Annotated in this window: 13 protein-coding genes and 1 pseudogene; 11 read left to right on the top strand and 3 right to left on the bottom strand. The window is 34.0% G+C overall.

Going from position 1 to position 16017, the window contains the following annotated elements; translation table 11 throughout:
• Position 1: 1 nt before the first annotated feature.
• From AAGD99_RS07685 to AAGD99_RS07695, 3 genes are all read left to right on the top strand, one after another.
• On the top strand, positions 2-1051 hold the full coding sequence (locus tag AAGD99_RS07685) for a GntG family PLP-dependent aldolase (protein ID WP_341823051.1): 1050 nt from the start codon (positions 2-4) through the stop codon (positions 1049-1051).
• A complete protein-coding gene (locus AAGD99_RS07690) occupies positions 1048-2100 on the top strand; it encodes a threonine aldolase family protein (protein ID WP_006280070.1) in 1053 nt (350 codons plus the stop codon). Before AAGD99_RS07685 ends, AAGD99_RS07690 begins: the two co-directional genes overlap by 4 nt.
• 127 nt (positions 2101-2227) lie before the next feature.
• Entirely contained in the window at positions 2228-3373 is a 1146-nt protein-coding gene (locus AAGD99_RS07695) for an MFS transporter (protein WP_010405355.1), read from the top strand.
• 17 nt (positions 3374-3390) lie between these two features.
• Here the strand turns inward: AAGD99_RS07695 and AAGD99_RS07700 are convergent, their stop codons facing one another.
• Positions 3391-4698: a UDP-glucose dehydrogenase family protein gene (locus AAGD99_RS07700; protein ID WP_182183391.1), complete on the bottom strand. Its 1308-nt coding sequence runs from the start codon at positions 4696-4698 to the stop codon at positions 3391-3393.
• 47 nt (positions 4699-4745) lie between these two features.
• Entirely contained in the window at positions 4746-5645 is a 900-nt protein-coding gene (locus AAGD99_RS07705; protein WP_141457073.1) for a DMT family transporter, read from the bottom strand.
• A gap of 408 nt (positions 5646-6053) precedes the next feature.
• Here AAGD99_RS07705 and AAGD99_RS07710 point away from each other — a divergent pair, with 408 nt between their 5' ends.
• From AAGD99_RS07710 to AAGD99_RS07730, 5 genes are all read left to right on the top strand, one after another.
• The gene (locus AAGD99_RS07710) at positions 6054-7526 is read left to right on the top strand and encodes a hypothetical protein (protein ID WP_182183394.1); all 1473 of its coding nucleotides are present in this window, start codon (positions 6054-6056) and stop codon (positions 7524-7526) included.
• Positions 7527-7534: 8 nt separating this feature from the next.
• The gene (locus tag AAGD99_RS07715) at positions 7535-9625 is read left to right on the top strand and encodes a hypothetical protein (RefSeq protein WP_341823055.1); all 2091 of its coding nucleotides are present in this window, start codon (positions 7535-7537) and stop codon (positions 9623-9625) included.
• Positions 9626-10915: 1290 nt separating this feature from the next.
• Positions 10916-12148 carry a hypothetical protein gene (locus AAGD99_RS07720; RefSeq protein WP_341823057.1) on the top strand — a complete coding sequence of 411 codons (1233 nt, stop codon included), beginning with the start codon at positions 10916-10918 and terminating at the stop codon, positions 12146-12148.
• Positions 12149-12305: 157 nt separating this feature from the next.
• Positions 12306-12530 (top strand): hypothetical protein, encoded by a 225-nt coding sequence (locus AAGD99_RS07725; protein WP_341823059.1) that lies wholly within the window; start codon positions 12306-12308, stop codon positions 12528-12530.
• A gap of 161 nt (positions 12531-12691) precedes the next feature.
• Positions 12692-13000: an ankyrin repeat domain-containing protein gene (locus AAGD99_RS07730; RefSeq protein ID WP_341823061.1), complete on the top strand. Its 309-nt coding sequence runs from the start codon at positions 12692-12694 to the stop codon at positions 12998-13000.
• Here AAGD99_RS07730 and AAGD99_RS07735 read toward each other — a convergent pair.
• A pseudogene (locus tag AAGD99_RS07735) lies at positions 12987-13650 on the bottom strand (IS630 family transposase); the annotation flags it as partial. The gene AAGD99_RS07730 and the pseudogene AAGD99_RS07735 overlap by 14 nt on opposite strands.
• Positions 13651-13716: 66 nt before the next feature.
• Between AAGD99_RS07735 and AAGD99_RS07740 the strand changes: the two are divergent.
• From AAGD99_RS07740 to AAGD99_RS07750, 3 genes are all read left to right on the top strand, one after another.
• A complete protein-coding gene (locus AAGD99_RS07740) occupies positions 13717-14154 on the top strand; it encodes a helix-turn-helix domain-containing protein (RefSeq protein ID WP_341823062.1) in 438 nt (145 codons plus the stop codon).
• A 53-nt stretch (positions 14155-14207) separates the two neighbouring features.
• Positions 14208-15222, top strand: a protein-coding gene (locus AAGD99_RS07745) for an IS630 family transposase (protein WP_341822214.1) whose coding sequence is annotated in 2 segments (ribosomal slippage) — positions 14208-14672 and positions 14674-15222 — 1014 coding nt in all. Because the reading frame shifts where the segments join, the coding sequence is not laid out codon by codon here.
• On the top strand, positions 15219-15998 hold the full coding sequence (locus tag AAGD99_RS07750; RefSeq protein WP_341823063.1) for a hypothetical protein: 780 nt from the start codon (positions 15219-15221) through the stop codon (positions 15996-15998). The genes AAGD99_RS07745 and AAGD99_RS07750 overlap by 4 nt, the downstream gene beginning before the upstream one ends.
• Positions 15999-16017 lie beyond the last annotated feature (19 nt).

The following is a 16017-nucleotide window of genomic DNA, read 5'->3' on the forward strand; positions in this document are numbered from 1 at the left end:
GATGGAAAAAATTATTGATCTGAGAAGTGACACTACAACTCTGCAGAGCTCCAACGTTATACATGCAATAAGTAATGCAACTGTTGGAGATTTTGCTTATGGTGAAGACAAAAGCTGTAATGACTTATCAGAATATTGCAAACAATTATTCAAAGTAGAAGAAGCATTATTTGCAACCAGCGGTATGCTTGCAAATAGATTAGCCATTGCCAGTCAAACAAGTCCTGGTGATGAACTAATAACTCATTATAATTACCACGTTAATTTTTTCGATAGCGCAGGCAATGCAAAAGTAAATAATATCGTATTTAATTGTATTAGAAATAATAGAGGAATCTTAGATGTTGATGAAGTAGAATATGCTATTAATTCTAAGCCAAGGTATAAAATTTTTGCTCAGGTGAGTCTTGTTTCTATAGAAAATAGTATAAATGGGTTTAATGGTAAAATTTATCCTTTTGAAAAACAAGTCGAGTTATATCACTTTTTAAAAGCTCACAATGTAAATCTTCATTTAGACGGTGCAAGAATATTTAATGCTCATGTCGAAACAAATATTGCTTTAGCAGATTATGCTAAATATGTGGATACAATGAGCTTTTCTTTTACCAAAGGACTTGGAGCTCCTTTTGGTTCAATGCTTATGGGTAAAAGAGAGATAATTGAAAGGGCTAAAAAGCTACAGGTTTGGCTAGGTAGTGGTTATCATCAGATAGGGTATTGTGCTAATGCAGCAAAGTATGTACTACAGAACAATATTTCTAGGCTTAAAGAAGACAATAAACTCGCCAAACTGTTTGCAGACAAGATTAAGGAAATTCCACACATAAAACTGGTACTACCTTATCCAGAAACTAATATAGTAAGCTTTAGTATAAAAGCACTAAATGTAACTAATGAGGTTTTCTTGAGTAAGTGCCAAGCTTATGGTTTATTGCTTTTTCCTTGGCTCGAGTCTCATATAAGAGCAGTTACCCATCTTGGCACAAAGGAAACAGACATCATGAAAGCTGCTGAAATTATAAAGGAGGTTGTGTTAAATTTAATATGAGAGTAAAAATAGATTTCTTTAGCGATTCAAACACTGACCCTTCAGCTAAAATGAGGGAAGCGATGGCTAAAGCAAAAGTTGGAAACGAAGCTGCATGTGAAGATCCAACTGTGAACGAATTAGTGGCAACCGCATGTAAAATATTAGGTAAACCTGCAGGAATCTTTTTGATTTCAGGAACGATGTCCAATGTAATTGCTTATAAAGTACACATTCAAAGACCTGGTGATTACTTGCTGCTTGATGAAACTTCACATCCACTCATAGTACAATCTGGCTTGATCGCAGCCCAGGCACATGCTACTCCTTTGCCCATCAAAGGTACAAGAGGAATATTTACTGGAGAACAAATTGTTGAGTTTATTACTCGTCCTAGTTTAAGAAATATTCCGAGAGTTGGGCTTGTTTCTATCGAACAAACGACAAATTTTGGTGGTGGAGCTGTGTGGCCTTTAGAATATATTCAAGAGATCTCAAGTCTCTGCAAAGAGAATGACGTATTCACTCATTTAGATGGAGCAAGACTGTTCAACGCTTGTGCTCATACTAAAATATCTCCAAAGGAGTATGCAAGTTATTTTGATTCGGTATTCATTGATTTTAGTAAAGGATTAGGTGCTCCAATGGGCGCAATATTGCTTGGAAGTGAAGATTTTATTGAAAAAGCTTGGTACTATAAGTTTCAAATTGGCGGAGGTATGCACCAAGCTGGCATTATTTCAGCTGCATGTTTATATGCTCTACGTAATAATGTAAATTCTTTAGAAGAAGATCATAAAAAAATGCAGCACCTTATAGAAGGCCTAGACTCCATAGATCAAGTTATAATTGATATCGACCTGTATAAAACTAATATAGCGTATTTTTCATTACGTACTAATTGTATATCTACTCAAGAATTAATAAACGTACTAATGACAAATTATGGAATTAGAATGGCTAACATCAAAGGTAAAATCAGAGCTATAACACATAGAGATATAAGCTATGAAGATATTAATACTACTGTATCTGCTATAAGAAAGATACTAAGTAATTTTCTGCACTAATTGTTTGCAAACTTCTTGTCAAACAATATTATACCAATATAGTATTATGCTAGCATCTGCATAGAGCTATTTGGGAATAGGTGTGAACTTTGTCTTCTTTCAATATTTACTATTCTTCTGTGGATATATGCTGCTTTATTTATCAAGACAAAGTATACCAATTGCTCTACCACTGTTAATAGATACTGACCATGTAAAATTAAGCTATTTTTTTGCCTGCTTTTCTTTTTTTTATGGAGTATCAAAATTTGTTAATGGAATAATCATGGACTCCAAAAATAATCCATTATTTATGTTTGGGCTATGCAATATTGCAACTGGATTATTAACCATTGGTATAACTTTATCATATAATAATCTAACTTTATTACTGTTAACATTAATATTATTAGCTTGGACACAAGGGTTAGGTTGGCCAGCTATTACCAAGTTTATGGTTACAAACTCTAGCATCTCTTCAATTGCATCATCATGGGGAGTTATGAGCGCATCTCAGCAACTTGGTTCTTGTATTACTTTAATTGTATTACCAAGTATAATTAAAATATATGATGCAAAAAGTGCATTTTTGTACTCTGGTTTCTTATGCTTACTTTTTGGAATTTATATAATATTAAAGGCATATTACAAAGAAAGTGCCAACTTTACTACCTATTATAAGGTGCAGAAATCTCAAATAGGTATCAAGGTAACAAGTTCCATATGGTTTCTATGTTGTGCTACTTTTTGTGCTTATATTATAAAAATGGGAATCTTCTTTTGGTTTCCTATAATTTTAAAGAATAAATTACAAATTTCTCTTGTACAATCCTCACTAATAACAGGCGTATATGATTTAGGTGGAATCCTTGGAACTTTAATAACAGGAAGAATTAGTGATATGTACTTCTTTCAAAATAGAAGCTTGCTGGCATCACTTTATATGTTGGGTATAGCACTCACTTTTATTGCAATGAACTTTGGTCAAAACATAATTCTTATGAACCTTGGTGCAATCTTATCAGGATTCTTTATATTTGGAGTGCAAGTACTGACAGGTGTTATAGCTGTAGAAATTGCTCCACAAAATAATGTATGTGCAATTGTAAGCTTAACAGGATTATTTGGGTATATTGCAAGTTCAATATTTTCATGCGTGCTCTTAGGAGTACTTGTTAAGCACTGTGGTAACAGTATTATGTTTTCATTTTTTTCCATTTGCTCTGTTGTTGCACTCGTTTGCTTTTCCATACTATCAAGCAAAGATCTAAAAAAACTAAGTAAAGCGGTGTAAAAAAAATTTCTCAACAGTTAAACTTTGTAGATAGATTTTTTACCCAAGGAATAAACATGGTAACCATATCTTAGTAATAGCTCGCTATCTAATAAATTACGGAAATCAAAAACATTAGGTGCAGCCATAATACTCTTTAAACTTGCAAAATCTTGATTTTTAAATTCTTTCCACTCCGTTAACAATAACAAGGCTTCCGCGTCCCTTGCAGCCCCTATAGCATTGTCCGCGTATTCTATATCCTTTAGAACTTGCCTAGCATTATCCATCCCCATTGGGTCATATGCAGTAATTTTAGCCTTGTTATTCACTAACAATTGTGCAATATCTATAGCTGGGCTATTTCTTACATCATCAGTACCAGACTTAAAAGTTAGCCCCCATATTGCTATTTTTTTATTTTGGACTCCATTTAATACATATTCTACCTTTTTAGCAATGTTTGTTATATGATTATAGTTAGATTCCTTAACTGAATTTAAAATTTGTAGCTTGACATTGTGATCTTCAGCAAGCCTTATTAAAGCTGACAAATCTTTAGGAAAACATGATCCTCCAAATCCTGGACCAGCTTTGAGAAATTCCTTACCTATTCTATGGTCCATTCCCATACTGTTAGCTAAAAGGTCAATGTCTGCTCCTAATAGCTCACATAAACCTGCCATCTCATTGATAAAAGCAACCTTTGTTGCTAGAAAAGCATTAGAAGCATATTTAATCATTTCAGCAGTAACTGTATCAGTGACTATTAACGGAATATTCTTATCTATAAATGATCTATATATAACTTCTAGTTTTGCTCTAGCTAGCTTAGTTTTTACTCCTATTATTATCCTATCTGGGTATAAAAAATCTGATACTGCAGAGCCTTGCTTGAGAAACTCTGGATTAACCCCCAAATCAAAGTTATAGCCCTTATTAGATAAATAATTATATATATTTTCTGCAGTACCAGGAGGAACAGTTGACTTTATCACTATTAAGCAATCTTGATTAACTCTCTCAGAAACTTCACTTACTGCATTATATACATTCTGTAAATTTGCATTTCCTAGGGAGTCTGATGGAGTATCTACAGTTATAAATACTACTTCTGTATTGGGATTTATTTGAAAATACGAATCGAAAAATCTTATCCTTTGTGACTTTATATTATTCTCTAAATAATCTGCTAATCCAGGTTCATATAGAGGAATTTTCCCTGATTTCAAAAGTTCAATCTTCTCAGTATTTATGTCAATGCAATCAACTTTATGGCCCTGCTCAGATAACATTGTACCAGATACTAATCCTACATACCCTACTCCTATAATAGTTATGTGCATTTTATTATCACCTTAAAAATATAGCTTAGCATCTAAAATAAATACCATTAACAATTATAAACTTTTGTTGTTACATTATTTTTCTTAATTGCCTTACCTTCCGAATAAGCTATAAATAAGGTTGATGGTATTAATATCAAAGTACCATATAAAGCACTTTTATCAGGTAATTCATTAAATATAACGTATGTTACTATTGCAGAAATTATTAGCTCTATGTATCTATACGGTGCAAGTGCAGTAGCATCAGTAAGAGCAAAAGCTTTTAACATGAAGAACAGAATTAGGTTTGAACTTATTCCTAAAATCAGCAGTAATACTAACTCCAACAAGGAAGGCATATGCCAATAAAATAACAAAGGTGGAGTAGAAAAAATAGTTGTCGTTAGAGCTGAATAAAATAACATACTTATTACTGACTCTTTTATTACAAGTTTCTTATTAAGTATATCCAATATAGCAAAGATCAATGCAGATACAATAAAAATAAGAATTTTAGGATTAAAATCCTCACTATAAGCTTTAGTAGTAATAGCAATACCAATAAAACCAATGACAGCTACTACCCATCTTTGCCAAATTATATTTTCTTCCAGAAAAGGAATTGCAAGAAGTATAACAAATAATGGTATAGAAAAACTTATAATCGTTGCAGTTACTATGGGGAAAACAGTCAACCCGTAAGTCCATAAGGTCATTCCACAAAACAACAACCCACCCCTGGTTATTTGAGTAGATATTTGACTTGTTTTAAAAGTTTCTATTCCATAGTAAAACATAAAAGGTACAAGGGTAATAGTGGTAAACAGAAAGCGGAAAAAAATTATTTCAAAACTCTGAAGATGTAAACTTAGATATTTTGATATAGTATCATTAGCTACACTACTAAGTAAGCTAAGTATAAACCAGATAACCCCAAACAAATAAGCTCTCAATCTGTAATCCATAAAGCTTCTGATTTAATAGATACGATGTACTCATATAATTTTACTACAAAACTAATAATATAAAAGTTTTCTGATGTACGTCCCCAGAATGTGATCGTAAGGGTTCATTATAAATAATTCGGGAAATTTCGTCTCTTTAGACATATTAAGAGCTATGTAACGAACGTTTATATTTGTGAGTAATAGTAAGGCTCAAGGTAAGGAAAATGCTAGTGAGGTAAAGTAGAATAACGTTAATTTGATAATTTAAGCTCATTCCCTCTTGCTACATCTCTCTTTAATATCTCCTCTTTTGCAGCAGGTCTATAATTACTGCTTAAATTTAGGTGCACACTAATTTTTCGATTTATATATTATTCTAATGCTTGTATAATACCTTCATTGAATATTTGATTTTGAGGTAATTAGATGCCAAAAAGTAAAACTAAACGTGGAACGGAAGATTTGAAGGGTAATGCAGGCCCAAGCAAAAGATCTCGTCTCAGTTCTGATCCTAAAAAAAATAAAGAGATTATCTCTAGCAAAGTAATAAGTAAGCTGAAGGATGTTGTTAAAGGTGATAGAACTTCAGCTATTGAGGAATGGGTCAAGGCTCACCCTGTAACAGTAGAGGGTCTAACCGTTGAGCAATCGGACCTCTTATGTAATGCGTTTCGTGATGAATCTTGTTGGTCAGGTGCGACACTAGATGTTGCTAAATTGGTAGGAGAATTAGCTAAATCAGGTGTGTTGAATCCATTTGCTATATATAAAATAGCATGTATTGAGTGTGTAGAGAGTGAAATTAAGCAATTATTTGACAAGGCGTTAGAGTCTTTTAGATCTGACTTATCTCATAAAGGTGCATGTGAGGAAGATAGGAATTTAGCTTGCAGTGATAAGCTTGCAAGAGTTGAATTGTTAAGTTCCATGGGAAGACGTGATCCTGTTTTCAATTTCTGGATTGATCAAGAATCAGGTAACCTTAGAGAAAATATAGAAGCAGAAGATGGATTTAATAAGGCTGTAGATTTCAAGTGGAGTAAGGGAGTGGAACACTTCTATAATCGTCTGTGTTCTGAAGAAAAATTAGTGAAAGAAGAGAGAGAAAAATTGCTAGTTTCTGCTATTGCAAAATTATCTCCATTGCAATCTAGCTATAAACTTGCTTCTACCTTAAATTCCCTTCTAGGTAAAGTCATAAGCGCAAAAGTAGATCATAAGTCACTACTTGGGCTACCGAATAAGAAAGATAGGGGTGTGATCTATCGTCCTCTTAGTTACTTAGTAGAGCACGGTTTTCTTTGCACAACTAAGTATGTTATCCAGTACTTGAGCGAGGGATGTTCAAGATCTGAAGTAGAGAAAATGCTTTCACCTAGAGGATATGCACATCTTCTCTCATCGCTTTCATTTGTTGTAGTTTCTAAAGATTATGACTTGGATAACAGGAATGAAGCAAGGTCAGCTATTAGCAGTCTTTGGGAATCTAGTGTATTTAACCAAAATAAAATAAATGTTGTCGATCCTTTTAAAGATAGGATTGCTTTTGTTGCAATGGAAAATGCAATTTCAAATTTGATTGTAGATCAGGAGAACAGCAAGGATACTCAAAGTGCTGGCGATGGTGAAAAAGTTGATTTGGTCTTGAGTATTTTAAAGTTTGCTAAAGATTGTTGTTCAGACAAAAGCTTTAAATCATTAAAAGAGAGGATAGCAAATAGTTTAGATAAAACAAGGAATTCTAAGATGATAGATGCAACTAGCTCCTGCAATTTAATAGAAGAGTTGTGTAAGTCAGCGAGAAATTTGAATTTATTCTCTGCTAGCACTGAAGGTCCTCAATCTACGTTAGTGGGTACTAATGTTAGTATTTCGCCTGCTGCAGTTGTTAACAAATAGGAGTATTTATGCATGGTAGTAATGAAGATCGTGAATTAGTTAGGGCTTTATTAAGTGGAGGTTGTGATGAGTTTAGTAGACAATTTGTAGGTTTTTTAAACAACTGTCCATCTTTTTTGCATTCGGCTAATAAGCCTGGCTTTTTTCCTACATTCTTTTTTGGTATGTTTTCTACTGCACATGATGCAGGTATATTAGTTGAAGATGAAAGAGTCTATTTTCGTTTTGACAATTATGGAAATCTAAAAGTTGCTGTTCTCACTAATAAAGAAAATAGAAGAATAGTCAGGTGTTATACTGTTGCTGATAATGAGAACAGCCCTGGGTCAAGGTTTAGTGCAGAAGAGAAGCAGCAGGTAGAAGAGAATCTTCCACAAGAATTACAGGAAGATGAGGATCTGGATTGGGAAGAGTATAAAATATTTCGGTTTGGAGAAGAATGTAGGTTTATTCATGAAATAGATAGATTTCCTCAACGTGATGAACCTGGAGCTCCAATTTTTCATGAAATTAACCCAATCAGAGAACAAGGTGAATTGTTAGACCTGATGAGTGAGTTGGCAAATGATGATACAGGAGAAGTGCGTACTAATGTTAAAAGAATTTTGGAATATGTTATTGATATCCATGATGAACATGAAGATAGCTTAGTGTTTCGTGCAGAGTCTGATTACCACGGTTTTCTGTGTGGGTTTTTAGTAAATTTTAGATACCGAGCTGTGGCTGATTTCTACCCAGAGCTACTTATAGGAAAAGGTTATGCAGATGTTGTTTTGCTTGTTCGTGGTGTTGATCAGACAAATGATTCGGTTCCAATTATAATTGAGTTGAAGGTTGGTGATGAGGAAGGATTAGAGCAAGCTAAAGATTATGCTAAAAGTTGTTCTGTTTCGTCTTTGCCTATTCATACCTCATCACCAAGTGCTGTTTGTGTAGCGTTAAATTTTCAATTACGTGGAGGTGCTGGTCTCCGAACTTCTGTGCAGGCCTTTTCAGAAGGTGGTCTTTCCTTAATACCGGGTTTACTACATCCTCATGGAAATGGAGTTAGGGGAAATGTAAAACGTTTTTTACAACCCATAGCATCAGAGTTCACTCAATCGCCTCATTGTAACACTTTTTCCTGTACGTCATCGTTTGTTTTTGGAAATGTTTTATCTACAAGGAGGGACTTAGAAACAAATGATGGGCGGGAGGTAAGGGTTACCAAGTATCTATTTAACCACTCTCAGGGAGAGAAAATGAAACGTACAGGTGGTAGGGGAGATGCAGCAGATGTTGTAAGCCATGCGTTAACTTTAGCTCTATTTTTATCAAATATTGGTTTTGTTGTGCTTCACATTTTTCGTCGTTTAAAGTGGCAGACTTTACCAGACAAGGCATTGAACCTGTCGTTACTGCCTCAAGCCACAGATGATGCTAAGGTGCGTCAAGTACTTTGTGAAGTAGATGTCCAGGGTCATCTGGAAGTGGCTTCTGCAAAGAAATTCGAATCACTACGTGCTTACTCACGTTCTCATAGTGAAGGTTATTTCGAGGGAAGGTTTTCAGAACAAATGGGTAATGTTAGGAATTTACATCAACTTGCAGATCAGTTGATGAGTGCTGAGCCTAATTTTGGTAATGATGGTAATGTTAATGGTGAGTACAGGGCTAGGTATGAAGTTTTATTTAATGAGATTTCTCGTCTGTTGTCTCCGTTATTAAATGGAAACCGTCTACTCGTGAACAATGAAGCTAAATTTCAGGCTTTGTTGCGTGGGATATTTCAAAGTTGCGATAATCCTGCCAAGGTAATTATTGAGTTCCAGCTACAGAGAGGAAGGAAAATAGACCTAGTATTATCAAAATCTGCGGAAAATGATGATACTCATCCAATTGGAATAGAGTTGAAGTATGCTAACACCGCAGAACAAGTTGAACGAAAAAGGGTGGAGGCAAATCGACAGTTAAGTGAATACGAATTTTGTGGAGGATGCAAGCGTATTACTGGGGGAGATGCGATGGTTTTGTTATACGCTATATTAAATGCTGTAGGACAAGAGCAGGATCTGATATTGATTGGTGGGCTTCGTAGAGCATCTGGGTTTTCTAGATGACTTGTAACTAATAAAAGTACCAAAGATAAGGTTGTTTATGGGTAAAATTATGCATTAAGCTAGAGTACGTTTGAGTAAGGTTGGAGAAAAAGCAAGGTCTTTGAGCAAGAAAATTTGATTTATGTTTTCTTAAGTTAAAGTTAACCTGATGAAGTTTGTATAATTTATTGTTGGAGTTTTTTTGTTCTATTTTTACTGTAAGTTCAATCTGCTCTATCTTTGGTCTTTTTTTCTTAGTTTTGCGGCAAGTCTAATATTTTTACTACTTAATGGAATAACTTGCAGAAAGTGGAGATATAATGCTAAGGCAGAGGAGCTCAGACAGTTATCTTAAACAATAAAGAAATACTAAAGGCAAAAGATACGCTTGCGTAGTTCGAAAGCTTTCTATAGGATAAGCCTCACCTGATTTACAAATAGAATTGTTATGTTAGATGTTTGCTATTTATTCTTAAGCTCATTTTAACAGCATTTTGCTTTTTTTAGTATGTAGGGGTTTTCTAGGAATTATTCTACTGAATTCTATGATATTATTTTTTGTAACATTGTTATACATATCATGACAATAAGGGTATTTATGACTCAAAACTTGTTTTTGACCTGCAGGCTCAATGACAAAATTCAGTAAAAAACTCAGGGTATTTTTTGGCGGATTACATAAAATTATAGCGGCTGCATGTCTTTTAAATTTTTTCTACATTCAGCCAAACCGCGCTTATTTTAAGCGTTAGCACATTATTACAGCGCCACTTACAGTAATATAGAGTCAAAACTCGCACCACGGGGCTTCTTTTGCCTTTTTTTTCGTTTAGTAAATTTCTTAATGTTTGTAGCTAAAAGAGCCCAAGAGAGGTGTCATCCCGCTGCTTGTTAGCGGGATCTATGTTAAGAGATACCGCGAATGAATCGCGGTATGACGTAGGACTGCTGTCATCCCAGTGCCCAGACACTGGGATCCAGTTTTCCATATAATCTCATCGAAAATGTTGTAACCACTTTCTATGCTAGTTTGCTTGCTTACAAGCAAACTTTTCTGGATCCCAGTGTCTGGGCACTTTAGACAATGTGGCAAAAAATATCATAGAATTCAATAGGATAATTCCTAGAGAATTACTCATCTACAAAAAGCCAAATCGTGTTAATGCTGTTTAGATGTAAAAGATAAGCTAAATCTTTACAGGGAATTTAAAACAGTAGAATACCTTTGATTGAAAGAAAGCACCAACTTTATGGGGTGAGCAACTGCAACTACTACCACTAAATCAATAAATCTTAATAGGGGAAAACATTATGAAAACGTCAAAATTGACATTAGTATGTGACATATATGAATTAACAAATAAAGATGAAAAGAATATACAAAAACTAGCAAGAAAAATAGAAGAAGGGGAAGGTGTTGCCGAAAAGTTTAGAAATAGAATATTCAAAAAGTCCAGCTATAACGCAAGCACGATTCTTTTAGCGAAAATAACTTACGAGTATCAGGGTAGAGAGGAGACATTGTCACTACTACATTATGCTATAAGTCATAAAAATAATCAAGCTGTAAAAGATCTTTTAGAAGAAGCCAAAAAACAAAAACTATTAAAGGAAGTTCTGAATGAAGAAATGACCACAAAACATTCAGATGGTCGGGAAGAAACTCATACAATACTTACAGATGCTATATCACGTAGAGACAATGACATTATGAGAGCAGTGTTAAAAATCTCTGAGGAAAATGGTATCTTGAAAGAGATTGTCAAAAAAAGAATAACGATAAAACATTCAAATGACAAGGAAACAACTTACACTCCATTCACCTATGCTGAAGCACGTAAAAATAGTGAGGCTGTAGAAGAAATCTTAAAATTCTCCGGAGAACTTGTTAATAAGAGAGTAACCCAGCAGTCCACTGTTGTAACAGCCAAAACTACTACAGCTAGAAGTGAAAAAGTGCTTCAAGATACTATCGGTAATATCGAGACACCGGCTGACGCATATGAAAATAGTAATAAAAGTAGTCTTGAAGAATCTATAGAACATGAATATCTTGAGCCATGCGAAAATAGTAATGAAAGTAATACAATAGCTATAGAGCACATCGCTGCTTCAATAGAAAAGCTTGATAATACTGGAATATGCGAAAACAGTACCACCAATATTTTAACAGAAATTGCCGCACAACCAACTCTAAGTACTGCTGATAGTACAGATAAAGCCAATACCTTGTCTTCTACTGAAATGAAATCATGTTTTGATAATCGATCTGGAAAAGAAAACACTGTAAACGAAAAAGAAGAATCATCAACAAAAGTAATGCAACAAAGACGAGCAATCATGGCTGGTATTGTTGGCACAGCATTATTGGTGGGTAGTGTTGTATTTTATGTCTTGGAAGTCCATGTTACAGTAGCAATAGCTGTGGGAATAGTTGGACTAGCATGTATAGGTTTTGCGTTGTACGATGCTTTAAAGCCGAATACAAAGTTCGAGAGAGTAGAAAATACAGAACAACTGGATCTTTCTAGCCCAAGTTTGTGAAGCTACCGAAGCCAATATATTTACCATTATTAATAACAAATAAATATTTAAAAATTTCTTGACTTCCGCTAAAATAGATGGCTTCATGCCAATACTACTAAGAAAACAGTAGTAAACATTAAAAAAAATTGAAGCGTTAATTAGTGAGGATTTTTACATGAGTAATAATAACAATAACCGAGAATCAGTGTTAGCACGACTACTATCAAAGACCCCTGAGCAGCTAAAACTATATTGTAAACTACTTGATAATGAGAAAAAGCAAGATCTTTATCAAAAGGTGCTGAAGGAAATGCGTAAAAACCAGGAAATCAATCAGTTGAAGAAGCTGAACGAAGTAGCTGCTGTTATAGAAGAGGCCATTGAAGAGGGAAGAAAGTGAGGTTGTTAATTAATATATATAAGATATTAGCATAATTATGAATGCCCTCATGAGAGAGAATGAGCAGTGCATATAGGAATTTATACGGGTTTTGCAGTTAATAAAAAAATAATGTTTGTGTCTGTAGAATGTAATAGTTTTATTAATTTAGTGGGGTTGGTATGTGTAATATCATAGAAAAGTATTTAGTAGATAAGAAAGATGTTAATGTTAAGAATGATGAAGGGAATACGCCTTTGCATTTAGCTGTGGAAGAAGGTAATCTTGAAGCAGTTAAACATCCTATAGAAAAAGGTGCTGATATTAATGCTGTTAATAGGTATGGATATACTCCTTTGTATATTGCTGCTTATAAAGGTAGCACAGATATAGCTGTATGTCTTGTAGAGAAAGGTGCTAATATTAACGATAACATTCTACGTGTAGCAAGTAACTTAGATATAGTAATACCAAATCTCATAAATAAGTAGGCAAATAACTCACAGAACAAATGGTTTTGATCGAACTTTCCGTAATATTACGAATGAATGCACATACAGTATCCTCCAATAAACTAACAGAGTCATATATTCTATTTTTAATGAGATTGTCTTTCAAATATTGCCATAAACGCTCTACTGGATTTAACTCTGGTGAATATGGAGGTAAATAGATTAAGGTAATATTTTGTGGTATTTTTAAACCTTTGGATCTATGCCATCCTGCACAATCCACAACAAGAAATGCCTCCCTTGTTCCTAAATATTGTGACATCTGCTCAAGGAATATATTCATACAATCAGTATTGACGTTTGGTACGAATAAGCTAGAACTCTCTCCATTTCTAGGATTAACTGCACTATAGAGATAAAAGTTTTGCCTACCTAATTTTACCTTAACCTGTGTCCTAATGCCTTTTTTAAACCACCCGTGTCCAATCTTTGAATGTGTGCCAAACCGCGACTCATCGAAGAAAAATAGCTCTTTTTCGGGATACGTGACAATAGTTTCATTAAGATTTTTTTTTAAACTCTTCTTGTTTATTTTTATCCTGTTTATTGTGCACAGGCCTTGGAGTAATATACGAAAAACCTAACTTTTGCATCAGTCTATGTGCTGTAGACTTACTTATACCAATTCCTAAAAATAAATAGACGAATAAAGAAAAATTTCTAAAATAGAATAATTTAAGAATTAGTGGGGAGTTATGGCAGGAAAAAGTAAAGCAATAGGAGAAGAATTATATAATAAGTGTAACCTGGAATTAAAGAAGCACGGCATAAGAGGAGAGATAGGAAGAAGATTACAGGCAATAATATCTGCAAAAGAATATGGAATAACAAAAGTTGCTCAAATATACCGAATTACTAGAACTACATTGATGAAGTGGATTACAAGATTTAAGGAAGGAGGAGTCAATGCGTTTAAAATACAACCAGGACGTGGAGTAAAGCCGAAGTTGAGCTACAAGCAGCAAGAAGAAATTAAAAATGTCATAGCAGAAGAAGGAGCCAACCTAACGGCTAAGAAATTAAAAATCATAATTGAGAAAATGTTTTCTATTGAGGTAAGTAAGTCTACAGCACATAGACTGATGCAAAAGTTAGGTTTTTCGTATATTATACCAATTCCTAAAAATAAATAGACGAATAAAGAAAAATTTCTAAAATAGAATAATTTAAGAATTAGTGGGGAGTTATGGCAGGAAAAAGTAAAGCAATAGGAGAAGAATTATATAATAAGTGTAACCTGGAATTAAAGAAGCACGGCATAAGAGGAGAGATAGGAAGAAGATTACAGGCAATAATATCTGCAAAAGAATATGGAATAACAAAAGTTGCTCAAATATACCGAATTACTAGAACTACATTGATGAAGTGGATTACAAGATTTAAGGAAGGAGGAGTCAATGCGTTTAAAATACAACCAGGACGTGGAGTAAAGCCGAAGTTGAGCTACAAGCAGCAAGAAGAAATTAAAAATGTCATAGCAGAAGAAGGAGCCAACCTAACGGCTAAGAAATTAAAAATCATAATTGAGAAAATGTTTTCTATTGAGGTAAGTAAGTCTACAGCACATAGACTGATGCAAAAGTTAGGTTTTTCGTATATTACTCCAAGGCCTGTGCACAATAAACAGGATAAAAATAAACAAGAAGAGTTTAAAAAAAAATCTTAATGAAACTATTGTCACGTATCCCGAAAAAGAGCTATTTTTCTTCGATGAGTCGCGGTTTGGCACACATTCAAAGATTGGACACGGGTGGTTTAAAAAAGGCATTAGGACACAGGTTAAGGTAAAATTAGGTAGGCAAAACTTTTATCTCTATAGTGCAGTTAATCCTAGAAATGGAGAGAGTTCTAGCTTATTCGTACCAAACGTCAATACTGATTGTATGAATATATTCCTTGAGCAGATGTCACAATATTTAGGAACAAGGGAGGCATTTCTTGTTGTGGATTGTGCAGGATGGCATAGATCCAAAGGTTTAAAAATACCACAAAATATTACCTTAATCTATTTACCTCCATATTCACCAGAGTTAAATCCAGTAGAGCGTTTATGGCAATATTTGAAAGACAATCTCATTAAAAATAGAATATATGACTCTGTTAGTTTATTGGAGGATACTGTATGTGCATTCATTCGTAATATTACGGAAAGTTCGATCAAAACCATTTGTTCTGTGAGTTATTTGCCTACTTATTTATGAGATTTGGTATTAGAGGTGATTCTTTAATAATAATAGGTACTAAAATAAATATAAGTGAATTGGTAAGCTTTTTACAAAATAGAACAAATATTACTAAACTTAGTTTACAAAAGGTAAAAATCGATGATAAAAGCGCAAAGGAATCAGCTCATTTGATGAATAAAATTGGTGTTGAATGTGCAAGAGTTTTATCTAAGCTTCCAGATCTTGCTCCTTCTTATGTGGTAAGGAATAAAATTGGTGCTGAAGATCTGGAAAAATTAGCTAAGCTTACAAATCTTACTTCTCTTCATTTGATAGGAAATGAAATTAATTATAAAGGTGCAAAAGCTTTAGCTAACGGCAATCTTACAAAGCTTACTTCGCTTAATTTAAGGGGTAGCAAAATTGGTGCTGAAGGTGCAAAAGCTTTAAGTGAAGCATTAAAAGATGGTAAGCTTCCAAATCTTACTTCTCTTGATTTGGGATGGAATGAAATTGGTGCTGAAGGTGTAAAAGCTTTAAGTGAAGCATTAAGAGATGGTAAGCTTCCAAATCTTACTTCTCTTGATTTGGGATGGAATGAAATTGGTGCTGAAGGTGTAAAAGCTTTAAGTGAAGCATTAAGAGATGGTAAGCTTCCAAATCTTACTTCTCTTGATTTGGAATGGAATGAAAAAATTAGTAAAGAGAAGCAAAAGGATTCTAATGTGGGTAAATGGGCTATTGTTAAGAGTACACTTTCTGGTATATCTACTGCTAAGCATTCTACAACGTTGCAGGCTTCATCCAAATGATTAAGTATACACAACAAGC

This window comes from Wolbachia endosymbiont (group A) of Clivina fossor, assembly GCF_964026865.1.
Lineage (GTDB): Bacteria > Pseudomonadota > Alphaproteobacteria > Rickettsiales > Anaplasmataceae > Wolbachia.

What these genes read in the sequence shown, in the direction of transcription:
- AAGD99_RS07705 (WP_141457073.1), bottom strand. Translation starts at nt 5,645, where the DNA reads ATGGATTACAGATTGAGAGCTTATTTGTTTGGGGTTATCTGGTTTATA.
- AAGD99_RS07740 (WP_341823062.1), top strand. Translation starts at nt 13,717, where the DNA reads ATGGCAGGAAAAAGTAAAGCAATAGGAGAAGAATTATATAATAAGTGT.
- AAGD99_RS07730 (WP_341823061.1), top strand. Translation starts at nt 12,692, where the DNA reads ATGTGTAATATCATAGAAAAGTATTTAGTAGATAAGAAAGATGTTAAT.
- AAGD99_RS07750 (WP_341823063.1), top strand. Translation starts at nt 15,219, where the DNA reads ATGAGATTTGGTATTAGAGGTGATTCTTTAATAATAATAGGTACTAAA.
- AAGD99_RS07700 (WP_182183391.1), bottom strand. Translation starts at nt 4,698, where the DNA reads ATGCACATAACTATTATAGGAGTAGGGTATGTAGGATTAGTATCTGGT.
- AAGD99_RS07725 (WP_341823059.1), top strand. Translation starts at nt 12,306, where the DNA reads ATGAGTAATAATAACAATAACCGAGAATCAGTGTTAGCACGACTACTA.
- AAGD99_RS07690 (WP_006280070.1), top strand. Translation starts at nt 1,048, where the DNA reads ATGAGAGTAAAAATAGATTTCTTTAGCGATTCAAACACTGACCCTTCA.
- AAGD99_RS07685 (WP_341823051.1), top strand. Translation starts at nt 2, where the DNA reads ATGGAAAAAATTATTGATCTGAGAAGTGACACTACAACTCTGCAGAGC.
- AAGD99_RS07715 (WP_341823055.1), top strand. Translation starts at nt 7,535, where the DNA reads ATGCATGGTAGTAATGAAGATCGTGAATTAGTTAGGGCTTTATTAAGT.
- AAGD99_RS07695 (WP_010405355.1), top strand. Translation starts at nt 2,228, where the DNA reads ATGCTGCTTTATTTATCAAGACAAAGTATACCAATTGCTCTACCACTG.
- AAGD99_RS07710 (WP_182183394.1), top strand. Translation starts at nt 6,054, where the DNA reads ATGCCAAAAAGTAAAACTAAACGTGGAACGGAAGATTTGAAGGGTAAT.
- AAGD99_RS07720 (WP_341823057.1), top strand. Translation starts at nt 10,916, where the DNA reads ATGAAAACGTCAAAATTGACATTAGTATGTGACATATATGAATTAACA.